This is a genomic window from Sulfobacillus thermosulfidooxidans DSM 9293 (genome assembly GCF_900176145.1).
Lineage (GTDB): Bacteria > Bacillota > Sulfobacillia > Sulfobacillales > Sulfobacillaceae > Sulfobacillus > Sulfobacillus thermosulfidooxidans.
In genome coordinates, this window is the sequence record NZ_FWWY01000001.1 from 853,819 (window position 1) to 874,280 (window position 20,462).

Annotated in this window: 15 protein-coding genes and 3 rRNA genes; 3 read left to right on the plus strand and 15 right to left on the minus strand. The window is 51.6% G+C overall.

Features of this window, described 5'->3' with window-relative positions:
* Positions 1–11 precede the first annotated feature (11 nt).
* From rrf to B8987_RS04530, 4 genes are all read right to left on the minus strand, one after another.
* Positions 12–127, minus strand: a 5S ribosomal RNA gene (gene rrf, locus B8987_RS20210).
* 35 nt (positions 128–162) lie between these two features.
* A 23S ribosomal RNA gene (locus B8987_RS04520) occupies positions 163–3,063 on the minus strand.
* A gap of 86 nt (positions 3,064–3,149) precedes the next feature.
* Positions 3,150–4,670 (minus strand): 16S ribosomal RNA (locus B8987_RS04525).
* The 16S, 23S and 5S rRNA genes sit together here, the layout of an rRNA operon.
* A 170-nt stretch (positions 4,671–4,840) precedes the next feature.
* Positions 4,841–5,980, minus strand: a complete 1,140-nt coding sequence (locus B8987_RS04530) for a glycosyl hydrolase family 18 protein (protein WP_028961951.1) — start codon at positions 5,978–5,980, stop codon at positions 4,841–4,843.
* A gap of 171 nt (positions 5,981–6,151) precedes the next feature.
* On the opposite strand from B8987_RS04530, the gene B8987_RS04535 reads away from it, so the two are divergent.
* On the plus strand, positions 6,152–6,835 hold the full coding sequence (locus tag B8987_RS04535; RefSeq protein ID WP_020374384.1) for a response regulator transcription factor: 684 nt from the start codon (positions 6,152–6,154) through the stop codon (positions 6,833–6,835).
* Entirely contained in the window at positions 6,832–8,148 is a 1,317-nt protein-coding gene (locus tag B8987_RS04540; protein ID WP_139793465.1) for a HAMP domain-containing sensor histidine kinase, read from the plus strand. The genes B8987_RS04535 and B8987_RS04540 overlap by 4 nt, the downstream gene beginning before the upstream one ends.
* Here the strand turns inward: B8987_RS04540 and B8987_RS04545 are convergent.
* The 8 genes from B8987_RS04545 to B8987_RS04580 all read right to left on the minus strand — a co-directional run bounded on the left by B8987_RS04545 (position 8,108) and on the right by B8987_RS04580 (position 15,305).
* Positions 8,108–9,451, minus strand: coding sequence for an APC family permease (locus B8987_RS04545; protein WP_084660918.1), 1,344 nt, complete (start codon positions 9,449–9,451; stop codon positions 8,108–8,110). The genes B8987_RS04540 and B8987_RS04545 overlap by 41 nt on opposite strands.
* Positions 9,452–9,453: 2 nt before the next feature.
* A complete protein-coding gene (locus tag B8987_RS04550; protein ID WP_028961949.1) occupies positions 9,454–9,795 on the minus strand; it encodes an SCP2 sterol-binding domain-containing protein in 342 nt (113 codons plus the stop codon).
* 52 nt (positions 9,796–9,847) lie between these two features.
* The gene (locus B8987_RS04555; RefSeq protein WP_037911941.1) at positions 9,848–10,744 is read right to left on the minus strand and encodes a hypothetical protein; all 897 of its coding nucleotides are present in this window, start codon (positions 10,742–10,744) and stop codon (positions 9,848–9,850) included.
* A 77-nt stretch (positions 10,745–10,821) separates the two neighbouring features.
* Positions 10,822–12,309, minus strand: coding sequence for a lysine--tRNA ligase (lysS, locus tag B8987_RS04560; RefSeq protein ID WP_084660919.1), 1,488 nt, complete (start codon positions 12,307–12,309; stop codon positions 10,822–10,824).
* 19 nt (positions 12,310–12,328) lie between these two features.
* Positions 12,329–12,802, minus strand: coding sequence for a transcription elongation factor GreA (gene greA / locus B8987_RS04565; RefSeq protein ID WP_020374378.1), 474 nt, complete (start codon positions 12,800–12,802; stop codon positions 12,329–12,331).
* Between the two features lie 120 nt (positions 12,803–12,922).
* Positions 12,923–13,468 carry a helix-turn-helix domain-containing protein gene (locus B8987_RS04570; RefSeq protein ID WP_028961946.1) on the minus strand — a complete coding sequence of 182 codons (546 nt, stop codon included), beginning with the start codon at positions 13,466–13,468 and terminating at the stop codon, positions 12,923–12,925.
* Positions 13,459–14,445 (minus strand): tRNA dihydrouridine synthase DusB, encoded by a 987-nt coding sequence (gene dusB, locus B8987_RS04575; RefSeq protein ID WP_028961945.1) that lies wholly within the window; start codon positions 14,443–14,445, stop codon positions 13,459–13,461. Before dusB ends, B8987_RS04570 begins: the two co-directional genes overlap by 10 nt.
* Positions 14,446–14,519: 74 nt before the next feature.
* Positions 14,520–15,305: an NAD(P)H-hydrate epimerase gene (locus tag B8987_RS04580; RefSeq protein ID WP_084660920.1), complete on the minus strand. Its 786-nt coding sequence runs from the start codon at positions 15,303–15,305 to the stop codon at positions 14,520–14,522.
* 325 nt (positions 15,306–15,630) lie between these two features.
* On the opposite strand from B8987_RS04580, the gene B8987_RS04585 reads away from it, so the two are divergent.
* Complete coding sequence (locus tag B8987_RS04585; RefSeq protein ID WP_207651507.1) at positions 15,631–16,989, plus strand: dihydrolipoyl dehydrogenase family protein; 1,359 nt, start codon at positions 15,631–15,633, stop codon at positions 16,987–16,989.
* 36 nt (positions 16,990–17,025) lie between these two features.
* On the opposite strand, the gene B8987_RS04590 is transcribed toward B8987_RS04585, so the two are convergent.
* The 3 genes from B8987_RS04590 to B8987_RS04600 are packed head-to-tail and all read right to left on the minus strand — an operon-like array spanning position 17,026 to position 20,211.
* Positions 17,026–18,090, minus strand: coding sequence for a hypothetical protein (locus tag B8987_RS04590; RefSeq protein WP_084660921.1), 1,065 nt, complete (start codon positions 18,088–18,090; stop codon positions 17,026–17,028).
* Entirely contained in the window at positions 18,062–19,267 is a 1,206-nt protein-coding gene (locus B8987_RS04595; RefSeq protein ID WP_084660922.1) for a DUF58 domain-containing protein, read from the minus strand. Before B8987_RS04595 ends, B8987_RS04590 begins: the two co-directional genes overlap by 29 nt.
* Positions 19,264–20,211: an AAA family ATPase gene (locus B8987_RS04600; RefSeq protein WP_084660923.1), complete on the minus strand. Its 948-nt coding sequence runs from the start codon at positions 20,209–20,211 to the stop codon at positions 19,264–19,266. Before B8987_RS04600 ends, B8987_RS04595 begins: the two co-directional genes overlap by 4 nt.
* Positions 20,212–20,462 lie beyond the last annotated feature (251 nt).

Consider the following 20,462-nt stretch of genomic DNA (forward strand, 5'->3'; position numbering starts at 1 on the left):
TCTAAAATATCTGTCGGCACCACTGGGCCTCCCAGATCCCGACGGATCCAGTACCACCAGCGGCCGCGTGGGGGACGACCGTGTGCGAGATGGGAACGGGTCAACACACGCGACCTAAAGCACCGACAAACTTCGGGGCTCCACAGACCCTCACAACTTCACAGGAGAAAGATCTCGACCGATTAGTATGGTCTCGCTCCGCCCGTTACCGGGTGTCCACGGACCACCTATCTACCCACTGGTCGTGTGGGGGTCTCGTGGCGGCCCATAGGCCGCCTCGGATACCTCATCTTGGGGTCGGTTTCGCGCTTAGATGCGGTCAGCGCTTCTCCGCTCCGAACCTAGCTTCCCAGCGCTGCATTGGGCAACACAACTGGGCACACCAGCGGTTCGTCCACTCCGGTCCTCTCGTACTAGGAGTCGCGCCCCTCAAGTATCCACCGCTTACGACGGAGAGGGACCGAACTGTCTCACGACGTTCTGAACCCAGCTCACGTACCGCTTTAATTGGCGAACAGCCAAACCCTTGGGACCGACTTCAGCCCCAGGATGCGATGAGCCGACATCGAGGTGCCAAACCTTCCCGTCGATATGGACTCTTGGGGAAGATCAGCCTGTTATCCCCGGGGTAGCTTTTATCCGTTGCGCGATGGCCCTGCCACGCGGTGCCACCGGATCACTAAGCCCGCCTTTCGGCTCTGCTCGCGTTGTCACGCTCGCAGTCAAGCTCCCTTGTGCCTTTGCACGCCCTGCACGCTGTCCAACCGTGCTGAGGGAACCATGGGGCGCCTCCGTTACGCTTTAGGAGGCGACCGCCCCAGTCAAACTGCCCCCCTGCCACTGTCCCGCGCCGGGTGCCGGCGGCGGTTAGATCGTGCACGCCGTGAGGGTGGTATCCCAAGGATGGCTCCCCCGCCGCTAACGCGGCGGCTTCTCCGCCTCCCACCTATCCTGTACACACGTCGCGCGCGTTCCATGGCAGGCTACAGTAAAGCTCCACGGGGTCTTTCTGTCCAGTCGTAAGTATCCTGCATCTTCACAGGACTTGCAATTTCACCGAGTCTCTCGTTGAGACAGTGCCCAAGTCGTTACGCCTTTCGTGCGGGTCGGAACTTACCCGACAAGGAATTTCGCTACCTTAGGACCGTTATAGTTACGGCCGCCGTTGACTGGGGCTTCGGGTCGGAGCTTGCACCCCTCACCTTAACCTTCCAGCACCGGGCAGGCGTCAGCCCCTATACGGCGTCTTACGACTTCGCAGGGACCTGTGTTTTTGGTAAACAGTCGCTTGGGCCGCTGTAGTGCCCCCGGCCGCGGCTGCGGCCGGGCCCCCTTCTCCCGAAGTTACGGGGGTAATTTGCCGAGTTCCTTAACGAGAGGTCACTCGCGCGCCTGAGGCTCCTCGCCTCGCCTACCTGTGTCGGTTTCGGGTACGGACACCCGATCACTCCAGTTGCACTTTTCTCGGTGGTCCGCCGAGCTCTCTTCCGTACTTGCGGTTCCGTCCCCCTTGCGGGACGCCCACGACCAACGGGGCGCAGACCCCCGCGGACCACGTCCTGCTCCCTTCGCCGTGATCGGCTGGTCACGGAATCTCCACCGTGTCTCCATCGACTACGCCTCAACGGCCTCGCCTTAGGCCCGACTAACCCGGAGCGGACGATCCTGCCTCCGGAACCCTGCGGCTTTCGGCGGGCCCGATTCTCACGGGCCTTTTCGCTACTCATACCGGCATTCGCACTCCGCCGCGGTCCACGCACGGTTCCCCGCACGCTTCGCCCCCCGGCGGACGCTCCCCTACCACCGGCCTCCTAAGGAGGCCGATTCGCCGCTTCGGTAGACCACTTAGCCCCGCACATTCTCGGCGCCGCGCGACTGCGACCAGTGAGCTATTACGCACTCTTTCAAGGATGGCTGCTTCTAAGCCAACCTCCTGGCTGTCTCGATCACGCGACGACCTTTGCCACTCAGTGGTCATTTGGGGACCTTAGCGGACGATCTGGGCTCTTACCCTTTTGACCTTGGAGCTTATCCCCCAACGTCTGACTCTCTCCCGCCTACCGACGACTTTGTCGTTTGCGAACAGGCAGTAATCCTTCACGGACCCCTTCCATTCACAGAGCGCTACCCCGTCGGTATTGGTCGGGGAGGCTCGCCCTCAAGCGATTTCGGGGAGAACCAGCTATCTCCGTGTTCGATTGGCATTTCACCCCTAGCCGCCGCTCGTCCCAGCCCTTTTCAACGGACACGGGTGCGGCCCTTCATCCCGGCTTAAGGGGATTGCAGCCTGGCGCCGGCTAGATCACACGGTTTCGGGTCGACCGGCGGCCACTGGCCGCCCTCTTCAGACTCGCTTGCGCTCCGGCTCCCGACCTCCCGGTCGTTAACCTCGCGGCCTGCCGGTCACTCGCCGGTTCATTCTTCAATAGGCACGCCATCATGAGGCGAACCCCACTCTGACGGCTTGACAGCACACGGTTTCAGGATCTCTTTCACTCCCCTCCCGGGGGGCTTTTCACCGTTCCCTCACGGTACTCTGCGCTATCGGTGACGGATGGTCGGGAGTCTTGGGCGGTGGGCCGCCCGGCTTCCCACGGTCTTCCACGAGGACCGTGGTACTCTGGAACCTGTCCCGGTCTGCGCGCGTCTGCTCCGACGGGGCTCTCACCCGCTAGGGCGCTGCATTCCAACAGCTTCGGATCGACGGCGCAGAGCCGGTGTCGGTCGACATACGCCGACAAGACAGGCCCGCAACCCGCCCGAGGCGCCGGTATGTCCGGTCACGCCTCGAACGTTTGGACTCGTCCCGGTTCGCTCGCCGCTACTACGGGATTCGCTGACGCTTTCTCGACGCAGGTACTGAGATGTTTCAGTTCCCCGCTTTGGACTCGGTTTCGCCCTGTGGCGAACCGTCCAGACCTGCCGGTCTGGGGGTTTCCCCATTCGGTGACCCTCGGATCGTTGCGTGCGACGCCGCTCCCCGAGGCCTTTCGTGGCGTGCCACGACCTTCTTCGCCCCATCCGCACCCGAGGCATCCCCCGTGTGCTGGTTGTCTCTTTCTCCTGTAAAGTTGTCAAGGTCCGCCGGCCGCGGCGCTCTGCGCCGCCGTCGGTCCTCGGAAACCATATCGTCATGTGAAGCTCCCTAGAAAGGAGGTGATCCAGCCGCACCTTCCGATACGGCTACCTTGTTACGACTTCACCCCAATCACCGACCCCACCGTCGACGGGACCCTCCGCATCTGCGGTTGGATCGCCCGGCTTCGGGGTGTGGCCGACTCTCGTGGTGTGACGGGCGGTGTGTACAAGGCCCGGGAACGAATTCACCGCCCCATGCTGATGGGCGATTACTAGCAATTCCGGCTTCATGCAGGCGAGTTGCAGCCTGCAATCCGAACTGAGATCCCGTTTGAAGGATTGGCTCCGGCTCGCGCCGTCGCATCCCGTTGTCGGGACCATTGTAGCACGTGTGTAGCCCAGAACATCAAGGCCATGCGGATTTGACGTCATCCCCACCTTCCTCCGGTTTGTCACCGGCAGTTTCCGTGTGAGTGCCCGGCCGAACCGCTGGCAACACACGACAAGGGTTGCGCTCGTTGCGGGACTTAACCCAACATCTCACGACACGAGCTGACGACAACCATGCAGCACCTGCGCTCGCTCCCCGAAGGGCCCGCCGCTTTCGCGGCGCTCACGAGCGTGTCCAGTCCTGGTAAGGTTCTGCGCGTTGCGTCGAATTAAACCACATGCTCCACTGCTTGTGCGGGCCCCCGTCAATTCCTTTGAGTTTCAACCTTGCGGCCGTACTCCCCAGGCGGGGTACTTAGTGCGTTAGCTCCGGCACCGCCCGGTGGACCCGGGCGACACCTAGTACCCATCGTTTACGGCGTGGACTACCGGGGTATCTAATCCCGTTCGCTCCCCACGCTGTCGCGCCTCAGCGTCAGGGCCAGGCCAGTGCGCCGCCTTCGCCACGGGTGTTCTTCCTGATCTCTACGCATTTCACCGCTCCACCAGGAATTCCACGCACCTCTCCTGCCCTCTAGCGCGACCGTTTAGCCGCCCTCCTCCGGGTGAGCCGGAGGCTTAAAACCGCTACGTATCGCACCGCCTACACGCCCTTTACGCCCAGTAATTCCGGACAACGCTTGCCCCCTACGTCTTACCGCGGCTGCTGGCACGTAGTTTGCAGGGGCTTCCTCCGTCGGTACCGGCTCCCCGGCCCTTCCGGGCCGGTCTTCGTCCCGACAGACAGAGCTTTACAACCCGAAGGCCGTCTTCACTCACGCGGCGTTGCTCCATCAGGCTTGCGCCCATTGTGGAAGATTCCCTACTGCTGCCTCCCGTAGGAGTCTGGGCCGTGTCTCAGTCCCAGTGTGGCCGTTCACCCTCTCAGGCCGGCTACCCATCGTCGCCTTGGGAGGCCATTACCCCCCCCAACTAGCTAATGGGCCGCGAGCTCCCCTGTGAGCGCCTGTTGCCAAGCTTTCTTCCGGTTCCCCGGAACGTATGCGGGATTGCCGCGCCTTTCGGCCCGATATCCCCCACTCACAGCCCGATCACTCACGTGTTCCTCACCCGTCCGCCGCTGACCCGAAGGTCCGCTCGACTTGCATGTATTACGCACGCCGCCAGCGTTCGTCCTGAGCCAGGATCAAACTCTCCATGACTCATTTCTGTCTTCTGACGTGATTCGATAACTTTCACTTCAACATGACGATATAGTTTTCAAGGACCGACTGCCCGAGGTCTTGACCTCATGGCCGTGCTGCCCTGTCGGACAGCTTTGATATAATAACACGGCCTTATGCTAAAAACAAGGGGATCGTGCGACTTTTTATCATTGCAAAAAGTCCCAGATTTTTGGATCTTCAATGCCTAGGCGCCACAGCGCAATACCACGCAGTTCGTAACCAGAAACCAATTGTATTTTAGATAGCAAACTTTGCGTATCCTCAAACCAAACTGAATGAACAGCGCCATTTTGCACATAGACAAAATGATTTTTTCCGGTTTCATGGGTGTATTGTTGTTCCAACGACTGGGCTTGCCCATAAGATAACGCAATCGCGCCAGAATTACTCCAATCATAGCCATATCCGGGAATCCCTAAAATCACTTTACTAGGGGGAACTACTGATATGGTGTAATTCAACACAGCTTTCACCCATGACGGGGATGCAATAGGCCCAGGGCTCCCTCCGGCCCAATGTTCGTCGTAAGCCATAATCATTAATAAATCTGCACTCTTGGCCAAAGCCGGGTAATTATAAGCTCCTGTCCAAGAGTTCGTGGGCTGGTAACTGGTCTCTGCGGGCAGACTCAGTGTGACATAATAGCCATGACGATGAAACACTTGCGACAAATGCGAAACAAATTGAGTAAAAGCCTTTTGCTCAGAGGGAGCCATCCCTTCCCAGTCCAAGTTCACCCCATCATAGCCATTATCTTCCACGAGTGTTAACATATTCTCAATAGCTCTTTGACTCGCCACCGGATTACTCAATAAAGGTCCAAATACAGACTGTCCCGCCATATTTTCAACTAGGGCAAATGTCCATAAGTGATGTTGGCGTGCTATTTGCAAAACCGTGGGATTGGTTTGACCACTAATATATCCATTCGCATTGATCGTATACCAAAATGGAATAATACCCGTTAAAAAGGGGAGATAATGCTGAAGCATAGCGGCAGCATTTCCCTGGTTTCCCGGGTCATAAAAATACCCTAATACCATGCCGGGCGGCAGTCCATCCGAAGGACCAGGATTTTGAGCCGTTTTCTCGGGTCTGGGACCAGTAGTCGGCACGACTATGGAAGCTTCAGCGGGATGTAGCAAGGCGCGATCCCAACTTGCTATGACGCGACTGTTCTGGCCATAAATCAATCCCCCTACCAAGGCAATGACGAGAAATATCGCTGTCACCACAAACAAGGGGCGCTGATAATAAGCATGTCGAATTCCTTTATCGCGAGTCATAGAAGATCCTCCCCCACTATCGTACGTAATACCTATGCCACGAGCCCGCGAAATAGACAGGTATTTCGTTATAATAAGCTTAAAAGCCGTGTCTTCCCTTTAAACAGAACTTTAGGGAGCCACTTCCTCTATCAAAAGACATGGCTTGAGACACGAAAGGATGGGAATGGATTGCACACCTTGCTCATCGAAGATGACGACCGCGTTGCCCGTCTTATTACGTTAGAACTCCGTCATGCGGGATGGGATGTTCACTGGTGCAATAAAGGCCGTGATGGACTTTCTGAAGCCATTGGAGGGAATTACGACGTCGTGATTTTAGACTTAATGCTCCCCGATATTGATGGTATTAAAGTGTGTCAATCTCTTCGTCAAGTGTCAGATACCCCGATATTAATTTTAACGGCACGCGATGCCGTGGTTGACCGTGTCCGAGGACTCGATGCCGGTGCCGATGATTATCTGGTGAAACCATTTGCGACTATGGAATTGTTAGCACGTATGCGTGCCCTCACCCGAAGACCTGCCAACGTTTTCCATCAAGATGATACCCTTAAAGTCGGTCCTTTGGAACTGTATCCGATGCGGCATGAGGTCCGTTTGAACAATACCCCCATTGAACTCACACGGCGAGAATTTGATCTCTTACAGTACTTTATGCAAAATGTGGGGATTACTCTAACCCGGGACATGATTCTCGATCGTGTCTGGGGATGGGGATATTCCGGAGCCTCTAACATTGTCGATGTCTATGTTGGCTATCTCCGACAAAAAATCGGACTACCAACCGATGAACTCAATTTAGTGACGATCCGTGGAGTGGGTTATGTGTTGAAATACGAGAATCCGTCGTGAACTTCCCACGTAGTCTTCGCACCCGTTTTACTATCCAAACAGGAGGGGCCATCGTCAGCCTGGTGGTTGTTTTTGCTATTATCACCATTTTGGCTGTCAGCTTTCACTTATATGATGCCGCCGCTTCTGACGCCTTAAGCGTGTATGCCGGCCTCAAACAGGCTCATGGTAATACACTGAGTGTGATCGTGCATGAATATACCCGCTCGGTCGATCCGCATATTTGGATCCTGCAGCATGGTCATGTCATCTTGCGCTCTCCTAACACTGCTCCTCGCCCTATTGGACCCTTAATAGGAGGCTTGGCACGTGAACCCATTTCGCTACGTTTAGTTGAATACCACGCAGACCTCACTTATGTCATTGATTGGCCATTGAAACCCGACTTGGATTTACTTGGGGATCTTGTTCTCGTGATGACGATAGTCGGGATTGCTGCAGCAGCAGGGGGTGTTTTGCTCGGACGATGGACGACGCACCGGGTTCTGGAGCCGGTCAAACGCATGACCCGTTCCGTAGAACATATGTTATCCACGAATCAATTTCTTCCTGTCGAAAATCCATCTCGAACGGACGATGAATTTAGCCAGCTCGCGCGGTTGTTATCAGAACTGGTACAAACCTTAGAAGCTCGGTGGCAAAGAGACCGGACTTTATTAGCGGATGCCGCCCATCAGTTGCGAACCCCCCTTGAAGTTATTCGGGGTAATCTCGATATTTTACGCAACTGGGATAGTATCGACCGGGCCACCGAAGAGGATAGCTTAACAGCTATGGATAGGGCCGTCTCTGAAATGATTACCCTCGTCGGCGATCTTTTAACGCTTGAACACGTGCGCAACGAAGGGCCAGCTCAATTACAAAAACATTCTCTTCGCACCTTATTGGAAGATGCCAGTGAAGATGCCCGCGCCTTGAATCCGAGTTTGCATATCCTCCTTCACGATCCGGGACAAGCGGCCGTCTTGATTCATGAACCCTTCGCTCGACGAGCCTTATGGGCGGTTCTCGAAAACGCCGTCAAATACAGTCCAGATGGCGGAACCATCGAGATTACGGTATTACCGCAAGGAGAACGCTGCGGGATTGCCATACGCGATCATGGTCCCGGTATCCCTGAAGAAGATATTCCGCATATTTTCACTCGCTTTTACCGCGGTCAAAATGGCCGGGGAAAAAGCGGTACGGGTCTCGGATTAAGTATTGCCGAAGCTTTGATGCGCTCACAAAAAGGATATATCACCCTAGAAACAGGAGAAGAGGGCACCACATTTACTCTATGGTTTCTTCGCGCGCCCGCTTCATCGACTTAACAGGATTTTTCGTTTTTAATTGCGGAACGACCTTATAGACATAAAGGGAAGTCAGAATCACTAAAGTGCCGACAAACACTAAAGGCCAAGGGACCGGTGAAGATGACGTCATGAGCGCTCCCACTCCGAGCAACAAAAAGACAATTCCCACCATAGCGGTGAGCCAAGGCACGCCCAAGGCGTGGAAGGGACGCGCGCGAGTTGGTTCTTTACGCCGCAACCGAATAACCAACAGTGCCGACAGAGCATAAATCAGCCCCTCGACACCCGCTCCCGCATTAATCAATATCGTGAATTGTCCCGTGGCAAAAATCACCAGGGCCAGAACAAGGGATAAACCTGCCAGAGTCATCAGGGCATAAGAAGGAACCCAACGATCGTTTAAATGCGCAAAGACCTTGGGTAAAGACTTTTCTCTCGCCAGCGCGTACACAAAACGGGACGCCGTAAATAGACCCCCATTAAAAGTCGTCATGGCCGTCGTCATGGTCACAAAAAGCATCCACCAAAATCCCACTTCTCCCAGTGCCTTCTGCCCCGCCAGCAGCTGAGGTATCAAGGTGGTCTTTAATTGTTCAGTTTTCGGAAAAATTGTCGTTAACGCCACAGTAAATAAGGCGAACGCTATGGCAATCAAACCCAAAGCGATATACATGCCGCGTGGTATGGCCCGTGCATCAGAAAATTCCTCGGCTAATGGGGTAACCCATTCAAAACCCACATAAATGAACACACCCAAAGCAATACTTTGAAAAATTCCGGGACCTACATGCAAAAATTTTGATACAGGGGGCAAGGGTACCTTACCTAAAATCACCAGACTGATTATGCTCAAGGTCGCCAACAATAACAGCGCGTTGGCATCTTGAATACGTCCTGCAATCCGGATTCCGCGTAAGTTGGCAATGACGATCACCAACAGCAAGACGACAATCCATAACCATCCGGGAATCTGGGGAATACCTGCATGAAAGGCGTTGGCTAACACAAAGGCATCGGCAGCAATAACAAAAATTACCGTTAAGGCATAAACTAACGAGATAATCAATGATAACGAATCATTCAGTCCACGCCGCGTCCATACCCGAATCGCGGCTGCCGAAGGATAAAGACCACTTAATTCTGCAAAATTGCTAGCGGAAAAAACAATCAGGGCTCCAGCCACCAATAAGGCGATCCATGCTGAGGGGCCTCCGGCATATTCTGCAACTTCCACACAGGCAAGGAAGTTGATCGCCGCAGACGCAAGACCCGCACTGGTCGAGACCGCTGTCCGTAAAGGCAGCACTTGGCGCCTGGCCATTGTCACTCCCCCCAAATTAATAGCGTAATAATATCAAGACGCATCAAGTCATCCTGATGGCCCTTAACTAACAAATCTCCCGCATTATACGGTTCGGTCGGACTCATCTGGCCCGAAAAAACGGCCTGAATAATGTCCTCTGTCCCTTCGATATGCATGTCGGCATAGGGAACATCGCCTTCGCCAGCTTCAATAACGCCCTTTTGACTGCGGAGCCAATACCACTGATGACTATCCGTTGTCTCAATAACAATCGTCCGGTTCCAGTCCCGGTTCATTTGCCGCAGCCGTTCATTTTCGTTACAGGCGCGCGCAAAGTCTTCGAAAGTCGATAGCATACTCATTGTTTCTACTCCCTTGCATATTGTCGCCACAATTCGTCGTGGTCACTAACCGCTAATCGAACCGCGTGAAGTCATACCGTAACCCGGCATCAAGGACTGTTTTGGCCCATGCGCTGTCATCAGGTTTTACTCCAGTCGCCGCGACAATGGCTGCTTCAATCACATTAGTGCCAAAACTTCTCCCGTGTACAACCGGTGTGGTCGTGATAAGTGCCTTAAGACGACGCTCTTTTAATAAATCACGGTCTTGGCTCGTGGTGGTGTTGGTGACCATGAGTTTGCCCGCGAGGTTTTGTGGCAAGTGACGGCGAATAAAATGAAAATCCCCAGCAATAATATCGGCATCTGCAAAGTAATGATGATAAGTGGTATCCGAAGAAATTTGCTCTTGTTCCTGTCCCGTAGGGTATAGCGTGGCAAAGGGCATCTTCGTCAAATTTGGTAATAATCGCCGGGCAAATTTCTCTAGTTCCGCTAAGGAATTAATGGGGTAGTCAATATGACTCGCGAAGATAAAATCGCCGGCAACGGTCTCAAAACCATTTTCGTAAAATGCTTGGGCCATCCCAAAACGGTCTAAGGCTGAGACTAACAAGACCTTCATTGGCGGATGGATAATCTGATGCTGGACAAGTTGATTGATGACCTGATATTCCCATATCGCCTTCACACCGCTGCCATCTACCACTGGGGTTGTTTGCGCCGCCGCAGCTAAACCTTTAGCATCTTCAATTTCATAGCGTTGCCCATTAACCACTAAATAGCGATCAATGCCGCCTAACCCAATAGCATCTACATGATTATCGAGTTGCTGAATCATTTCCCGGGCGCGCTCGAGATCGCCATTGGTGCCACGCCGACTTACATGAACCTTTTCGCCAAAAATATCAAGTTCGGTATCATGATCACGCACTGCACTGCCAAGGCTCACACTGACCACGTGTTTCATCCGAAGCCTCCCAAAAAGATAGCTGTGCACAAATTTGTACACAGCTATCTTATCGTCTTTTGCCGATGATTCCTAGCCTAGGGTTCGGGCATAGTCCCCGGCGTTAATGGACGCATGGTCGGAAAGAGAATGACATCACGAATGGATGGACTATCTGTTAATAACATCACCAACCGGTCAATGCCGATTCCCAATCCTCCCGTAGGCGGCATCCCATGTTCCAAAGCATTGAGGAAATCTTCGTCTAATGGGGGCACTTCATCATTTCCCTGCCGCCGTTGTTCTTGTTGTCGCAAAAATCGTTCACGCTGATCTAAGGGATCATTGAGCTCTGAAAAAGCATTGGCGAGTTCACGACCTGCCACAAATAGCTCAAAGCGCTCCGTCAGCGATGGATTTTTGGGATCCCGTTTCGCTAAAGGCGAAATATCAACGGGATGGTGCCACAAAAATGTTGGTTGGATTAAATCGGGCTCGACGACTTGTCCAACAATCTTATCCATGACCTGGGAACGATCAAAGCGCGGGTCAACTGCAATCCCTAGCTTTTTCGCAAATTGATGAGCATCTTCCGTGGTAACAATACTCTCCCAACGCACACCCGTTTTCTCGTACAGACGCTCAACCATGTCGACACGAGCAAAAGGCGGCGTAAAATCGAGCTGCTGTCCTTGATATTCGATAACCGCTTGTCCCTTTATTCGTGTCACTAAATAGGACAAAAGTGATTCAACCAATTCCATAATGCCTTGATAATCCGTATAGGCTTGATACAATTCTAGCATGGTAAATTCTGGGTTATGTTTTGTCGAAATGCCCTCATTGCGAAAAACCCGGCCGATTTCATAAACCCGGTCAAATCCCCCGACGATGAGTCGTTTGAGATGAAGTTCCAAGGCAATGCGCAAATATAACGTCATATCCAACGCATTGTGATGGGTCACAAAAGGGCGCGCTTCTGTGCCACCCGCTATCGGCAGTAACACCGGTGTCTCAACTTCTACAAAGTCCCGCTCCGCCAAAAATTGGCGAATATAGGTAATCGTCTTGCTACGAATGTTAAAGACTTCGCGTACTTCAGGATTCACCAATAAATCCACATAGCGTTGACGGTACCTTAAGTCGACATTGGTTAGACCATGACGTTTATCCGGAAGATCGAGCAAACTTTTACTTAAAAATTGATATTGACGCACCTCAATGGTTACTTCGCCCCGCCGGGTTTTGAAGACCGTTCCTTCCACCCCGACGATGTCGCCCAGATCCATAAATTCTGTCAACGCGAAGGCGTTTTCACCAACAATATCTTCTCGCAAATGACATTGTATTTTGCCTTGTTGATCAACCAAATCTAAGAACATTGCTCGACCATGGGTACGGATTGCCATAATCCGCCCTGCTACCCGTACCCATTGACCTTCCCACTGTTCATAATGTTCTTTGATTTCTTGGCTGAAGGCTGTGGCATCAAAGCGAGTCGGCTCATAGGGATTCACTCCCCGCGCCTTAAGCGCTTCTAATTTGCTGATTCGAACGGCGCGGGGATCAAAACTATCTTCTGCCAAAATATAACCTCCACAGCTCTTACGATATCTTCATAACCTGCATCCGAATTTTTCCAACAGGGGCACTCACTTCGACAATCTGTCCGACTTTGGCACCCATCAGGGCTTTCCCCACGGGGGATTCATTGGAAATGTGGTTTTTATTCGGATCAGCCTCTGCTGCCCCTACGACTGTATACTCCTCTTCGAAATCCTCTTCCAAATCTTTGACTGTCACCACAGATCCAATGTGTACCGCCGTCGGATCCGCATTATCGCTATTGACCACTTTGGCTTGACGCAGCATCTTCTCAATGGTTTGAATTCGTCCTTCTACAAAAGCCTGCTCATTTTTTGCATCCTCATACTCGGAATTCTCCGAGATGTCACCAAATTCGCGAGCCGTCTTGATACGTTCCGAAATTTCATGGCGCCGTACCGTTTTAAGATACTCCAGCTCGCTTTCTAATTTTTTCAATCCTTCTTCAGATACTAGCAACTCTTTATCGCTCAAAACGATTCCCCGCTTTCTTCTAATAAGAGCTTGCTATTGAATCCTACGACAGAAATTGGCTATCTATGCTATGTGGACCTATTATATACATTTATCAGTCGAGCGCAATGGTTATAACCCTCATTTTTTATTCTCCGGCGAATCGATAACCGTCAGAATCGTTCGTTTAAGTGCGGCGATATCCACAACGACATCTGTACTGAGAGGGGTTTCTCCTAAGACCAGAGGAATCACGGTGCGACTATCCAATAGGGCAGCCATCAGCCGTACCCGGGCATTGGACGCCAATAAAATCACCACATCAAATTGGCGAAATTTATTGGCCAAATCCATAATTTCATTCACAAGTTCGATACCATTACGGCTTTGTGCATATTCCCAGCGTTCTTGGTTAGTCATCACCCAACACAATTCTACCCCTAGTTCCTGGCATAATGTCCGAACTTCTTCAGGGTTCGCAATGGGAAAGCCAATAACCGCAATAGACCGTCCCTTGCGTAATTCCCCCAATGTTTCAAGGCGGGAGACAAAGGAACGGTCAACACCAAATTTTTTGGCCACATCCTGTTGCGACATGCCTTGGGACCTGGCCAAAAGAATTTGCTCCGTAACATTGGCTATTCGTGATAAGCTAATCACTTTATCGCCAACACGAATCAGATCCACGAAAGATCCTCATTCCTGGCGTGATCCAACCATTCGTTAATGAGGTTTTCAGCGTCTTCTAGTGTATTGAGCGCATAACAGCGGTTGCGGTAAGCACTCGACCCGGGTGTTCCATGGAGATACCATGTCAATTGTTTACGCATCTCGCGGATTCCGACACTTTCTCCTTTAATCTCCACCATCCGGCGAACATGGTACAACGCCATTTCCGCGCGTTCTATCGCACTGGGAGGCTCTAAGTGATGACCCGACCGGACAAATTCGGTAATGCGCTTGAAAATCCACGGATCTCCAAAGGAGGCTCGTCCAATCATGACTCCATCGGCTCCGGTAAGCTCCATCATGCGCACAGCATCTTCCGGTGTTCTAATATCACCATTACCAATGACAGGTATACTTACCCGTTCTTTCACTTGCCGAATAAAATCCCAATTGGCCGGGCGCACATATAAATCGTCACGAGTCCGGGCATGAATCGCAATGGCTTTAGCCCCGACGCGCTCAAATTCCTCGGCTAATGACGGGGCCGTAATGGTGTTATGGTCCCATCCCGCACGCATTTTTACGGTGACCGGAATGTGAACCGCTGACACGACCTCGCGAACAACAGCCACAGCGGTTGCAGCATCATTTAACAACGCAGACCCATCACCATTTTTGACAACCTTGGGTGCCGGACAGCCCATATTAATGTCAATCAAATCACAACCCTGCTGTTCGGCCTGGCGTGCAGCTTCCGCCATTAATTCCGGATCGGACCCCGCAATTTGAATGCCCACAGGACTTTCTCCGGGATCCATTTCCATCAGCCAAAAACTTTTAGCACTTTTATGCAGCAGGGCATTGGCATTGACCATTTCAGTGATACACAATGTGGCCCCCTGCTTGCGTGCAATAGCTCGGTAAGCACGGTTTGATACTCCCGCCATTGGAGCAAGCAGCACCGGAGGGTCGATGGTCATTGTTCCTATTTGCACCGTGTATCACCTCTTTTTAAAAATTGCCCAATTATTATACCACAGGATATTGTCCCTTATGCCTTGCCGTCCCCTTATCTATCGCCTTCCTCTCCCGTCTTGGTGTCAGTCAACGGGATGTAGGGGGACCCATTAAAAATTGGTGCCATGGACCATCCCATTTTCCGATACAATTCTCCGGGCACCCCAATATCCGCCAAATAGAGATCACCCACATAGCCTTGAGCCTGCGGCATGACTAATCCTTTTTTCGGTAAGGCCAAAGTCATGGTAGCCGTCGCTTCAATGATGGCACCGTTGAGAATTTCTCCATCACTCGATAAGCCCGAGGGCACGTCTAAGGATATGACAGGGCAGCTCATTGTGCCCACATGGTTCAGCATGTCCGCCACAACTCCGCTCAGTGGACCCTTAAGACCATATCCTACTAATGCGTCAATCACCAAATCCGCCCCGATAATTGTCTGCCAACTTTGCTCATCGACACGAGATATTTGACTAACACGCACTCCCATGTTCTCTAATAGTCGCCTTTGGTGCCATGTTACAGGTTTCAAGGTCCCAGCAGGCACAAGAACTTCAGGTTGCGCACCATAAATATGCAGACGCCGGGCCGCAACCATCCCTCCTCCACCGTTATGTCCATGGCCGCACAGCACAGCGATCTTTTTTCCTGCGGGATTTTCATGCAGGTAACGAGCTGCCAGATAGGCCATAGCAGCCCCTGCGTTTTCCATCAATTGTCGCAAATCATAGCCCATTTTAAAGAGCGCCTCATCAACATCTTGCATTTCATGACTCGTAATCGCAGGAATCCATTGTGTCATAGCCCATGTGTAATATCGCGTGCCTTCAGCCATTGTTTTTTAACCTCCTGTGGTTGGTGGTATTCGGAATTTCTTCCGGTGTTCTACGACCATTTTGTTGACCACATGGGGACAGCGTGTTTCGCGACGCATGAGCCGATAATATCCCCTGGGGTGAAACTTGAATAGAACCATCATGAACATTGATGAGAGAACCTAGATTTCATCAATCCTTCTAATTTTCCACCAGGGAATCCCGATCTGTTTGTGAAGTAGATTGCAGATGGCAAAGTTCGCGCGTGATATGGTCAATTGCGACGAGGATAATAGAACTTCCGGGGTTTAGGGGGGTATTTTGGGAATAAGGAAGGAGCAATTCATGATGGCACAGCGATTTGATTTGTTCGTTATTGGAACGGGTTCTGCGGGGACAACCGTCGCGGACCAGTGTCGCCAAGCCGGTTGGAGGGTTGGCATCGCCGATGATCTCCCTTTTGGCGGAACCTGTGCCCAGCGCGGATGTGATCCGAAAAAGGTTCTGGTCGGTGCAGCTGAACTCGCCAAGACCTCGCAGAGGTTTTACAGGACGCATATATTGGATGCGGCCGGTCAAATCAATTGGGCCCAACTGATAGATTTTAAACGGACCTTCACTGATCCCGTTCCGCAGCACATGGAAAGCTGGTTACACTCGATTGGCATCACCACATTTCAAGGCCCGGCTCGGTTTAAGGGAGATCAATCGTTGATGATTGGTGAGACCGAAGTGGAAGCCGAACATATTCTGATTGCGACAGGTTCCACACCGGCCCCCTTAAATATGCCGATTTCAGGAAAAGTATATACCAGTGACGAGTTCTTAAATTGGGACACCCTGCCCAAACGGGTAATTTTTATTGGTGGCGGTTATATTTCCCTAGAATTTGCCCATATTGCCCACAGTGCGGGAGCCCAGGTCACCATTTTACAGCGAGGACCGCAAATCTTACCGGGATTTGATCCACAAATGGTCGAACGGTTGCGGCAATATTCAATGGCCAAAGGCATTGACATACACTTGAATACAGAAGTGACATCTATCGAAGGCATCATTGGAGACCAAGTTGTGCACACCGTCGACACGTTTCACAATGCGCAATCATTTGCCGCCGATCGCGTTGTCCATGGGGCGGGACGAATACCCAATTTATCACATCTACACTTGGAACATGCCCATGTCCCGACGACCTTGCGCGGCGTCACGGTGAATACGAACCTGCAAAGTCTCGGCAATGCACATGTTTATGCTGCTGGCGACGCTGCAGACACGCCAGGACTCCCACTGACTCCCGTAGCCGTGATGGAAGGAAACTTTTTGGCCGCTCATCTCTTAGGCAACCATCCTAAACCATTAGATTACTCCGCAATTCCCACGATTGTTTACACGAATCCGGCACTTGCGCGGGTCGGAATGCTCGAAGAAGAAGCCCAGGCCCAAGGCTATTCGTTGCAGGTGCTCACAGCAGAGACCACCTCTTGGTATTCGTCAAGGAGGGTGCTCAGTCCCCTCTCGGCCTTTAAAGTGCTCGTCGATAGGGACACCGACAAAATTGTCGGGGCCCATGTCCTAGGCCCCCATGCAGAAGAAGTGATTAATATTTTCGCACTGGCGATAAGAAGCGGAATCACTCGAACCGAACTTCGCCGCATGCCCTTCGCATATCCCACGGGAGCATCAGATATTGCCTATATGTTGTAAGCTCGGTTAAGGTGCAACTTAAGTCACACCATCAAGCTATTTTTCGGGAGAAGCTGGTGGCTCAGATTTGTGGTCATTCCATAGGCCTTGTAGACGTTTACCCATGATTTTTGTATCAGGTTCAAAGCCATAGCGAATGCGCTCATAAATCTGAGCTATTTCATCGGCCACTTCCCGGTTATCAAATTTCTCCCGGATCCATTGCCGGAATGTCATTCCCTTGGGCTTTGCATGTCCTTGACGTTGCGCTTTTTTAAGTTGACGTCTGACGAAGAATCGGACTGGGGTCAGAGATTCTTTCTGCCACAAAGATTTTTTGGGTATACGGATGCTTTCCAGTTCCACCGAAATGGCCTCATCATGATCCGCTAGCGTGGCCATCTCATAATGCCTGCGACGTAAAAGCCAAAATACCGTCATAATGATGCCAAAACCGATTAATATCACCAAGACATCAGAACCCACCGCGCTATGCCCCTTAAGATGCTCATGGAGGTTATGCAATCCTTGCGTGGTCGAAGACGTATTAACTTTATGCCGCAGTTTGAGTTTGGGCATGACCGTTAACAGCAATGCGACAATGATGCCGCCAATGGCTCCCACGACGTGGGCAATCACATAGTCCCACGGCATTAACCACAGCAGGATGGCAATCATTAAGGAGCCAATAAGAGAGATTCCGAGAATGGCCATAGTTGTGGTTTCCGTATCTTTCCGCCAATCGCCAACAATGAGTCCGCCAATGGCCATCACCAACAGAAGATAAGGCAAAAACTGATCAGAAGGTTTCGCCACAACCAAAATAGTCCACGCTATGATCCCTAAAATGTATGCATAACGGCGATTATGCGGATCATGATTTTGCAAGTAGACAAGTCCTACGGTAATCAACCCCAAAATCACTCCCAACACAGAGCCGAATACGGCGGCAATCCCCAACAAGATGATCACACCGAATCGTTGGCGATTACCCGCTGGAAGTAACCGCATCACCAGATAAAGGCCAGCTAATGCGACCAATGCCAGGGCGTTGTGATTTGCTAGCCACGCGGTCGTTAAAATCCAAGTTAAGTCAAATAACACGGGCCATATATTGAGCATAAATCTCCCGTCCTTTTTTCCATTGCCACCGGATATCCACATCATCATCACAATGAGCCTCAGCACTGGTTGTCAGCCATCCAATGACATAGCCCTGTTCCGCCAAAAGTCGTAAATATGGTGATAACACAGGATCCCATAACGGAGATACGACAACAATCAATCCGGGCCGTTCATTGCGCAAGATAATCTGGTTCATTAACATTTCTAAATTCGACGACAAAGAACCTGAGGGTATTGCCCATGCCAAATTCGTCAAATATTCCGCCACCACGCTGTGACCGGTAACTGGTGGGAGAGATACTCCGTGTCCATAACCTGGTAGTGGGCAGGAAATCGTTAAACCGCAAGCAAAGTCTTGATTCAAAGCGGATTCCACCGCGCTCGCCGCCAAAACAAAACAATCTTCCACGGCCTCCCGATCGATCCCATACCATGACTGTAACTGACTTAAGGGGTGACAGATCACTTCGACATGAAAAGAACGCGTATGATCAATTTCTTTTATCATGAGTTCTCTCATCCGCATTGATGCATATGGGTGGACCCATTTCAGCGGATCGCCAGGCTGGTATCGACGAATCCCTATATATAATGATGGATCAGGCTCATCCCACCGTTGCCCTTTAATATCTCCCATGGCCCGGGCCGACCGCCAAAAGTCAGCTGGTAAAATAATCCGTTTAGGCCAAACCGTGACCATAACCGGTGACGCTTTTTGGGTAGCAATATCCGTCCATCCTAATAAATCCGTTTGATATAAATCCAGCGGCGGAAAAATCCAGCGGCCCCGGTTTTCGGACACAAGCATCATATCCACACGGGCTTGCTGATGAGGGCCTAAGACAAATTCCGTTTTCAATTCGGGGGCCGATTGGCTAAACCCACTTGGAATATCTTGTCGTAACTGAATGCGCCCGGCAGCGATATTCAACGGATTGGCAATGACTGCAGACCAATGAAAAGTCTCGCCACTTTCCACAATAATGTGCTGTCTGTCACTCGAAATTTGTAGATGAGAAAAAGCTTGCAGAGCCATATAATTGGCCAGAAATAAGGCCACCAAGATAAAGATCGCGGTGGTGACTATCAAAAATTCTTGTGTGAGCACTCCCGTGAGAAAGAGGATTACAGCGATAATCTGAATTCCTCGAGACGACCACGTTGTCCAGATCATGACAGACTTTCAACCGGAACAACGACACTGTCCTGAATTTCCTTTAAGATCTCCCGCAATACACGTTGCCGCTCATCAAACACGTTTTGTCTGGGTCCGCCTTGGATAATCAAGCGATGCCCTAATATGACCGGCATTAAGGCTTGCACGTCATCCGGTGTGCAAAAGGTTTGTCCTTTTATCCACGCATAAGCCTTTAAGGCCCGAATCCATTGCACCACAGCACGAGGCGATGCCCCAAGCAATATTTGAGGATGGCTTCTGGTTGCACGAACTAATCCCACAATGTAATCATTAATGGGTCGGCTCACCTGCACGGAATCAGCCTCTTGGCGCCAGCGAAGAACCTCATCGACAGAGATTTCGTGGACGAGATCATTGGCCGGGTCGGCGTGTGATAATTGGTAAGCCATTTGCTGTTCTTCTTCCAATGTGGGATAACCCATGGCAAATGAGAGTAAAAACCGGTCTTTTTGCGCTTCGGGCAAGGGAAAGGTACCCGCCATTTCCACCGGATTGGCTGTCGCCACGAGCATAAAGGGCTCGGGCAATGGATAGGTCGTCCCATCCACACTGACTTGCGATTCTTCCATGCTTTCAAGTAACGCAGATTGCGAGCGCGGCGTAGCCCGGTTAATTTCATCGACGAGAACCATTTGATGAAATATGGGTCCTGGTCTGAACTGCAAGCTTTGCGTAGAGGGTTCGTACACCATACCGCCGGTTATATCAGACGGTAACAAGTCAGGGGTCGCCTGAATGCGCGAGAACGATAACTGAAGTATTTGAGCCAACGCTTTCACCAAGCGTGTTTTCGCCACACCCGGAACATCTTCGATAAGAACGTGACCTCCAGCAACCAACGCAACGAGCAGCCACAACGCTTGTTGGCGTTTGCCAATGACGACCTCTTCCAATTTGTCCAATAAACTCGCCGGGGTCATAGAATTCTTCTCCTTATTTGTCAATTCCGACTTATTTTACCATGACCCTATAGGCTCGGACAGGCTTTATCAGCATGCACCGTAAATCTCTTTGGCGTTGCAGCCTCTCACTCAGAACGATTCGTGAATGTACCGGTCTAATTCTTTTCTCCTGCAACCCATTGCCGGTTTTGAGAAGGATAAAGTTGCAAGAAGTCCTGGGATCCTCTTCTAGGATTCTATCTGTGGGGACCATCCGCAAGGATTTCCCC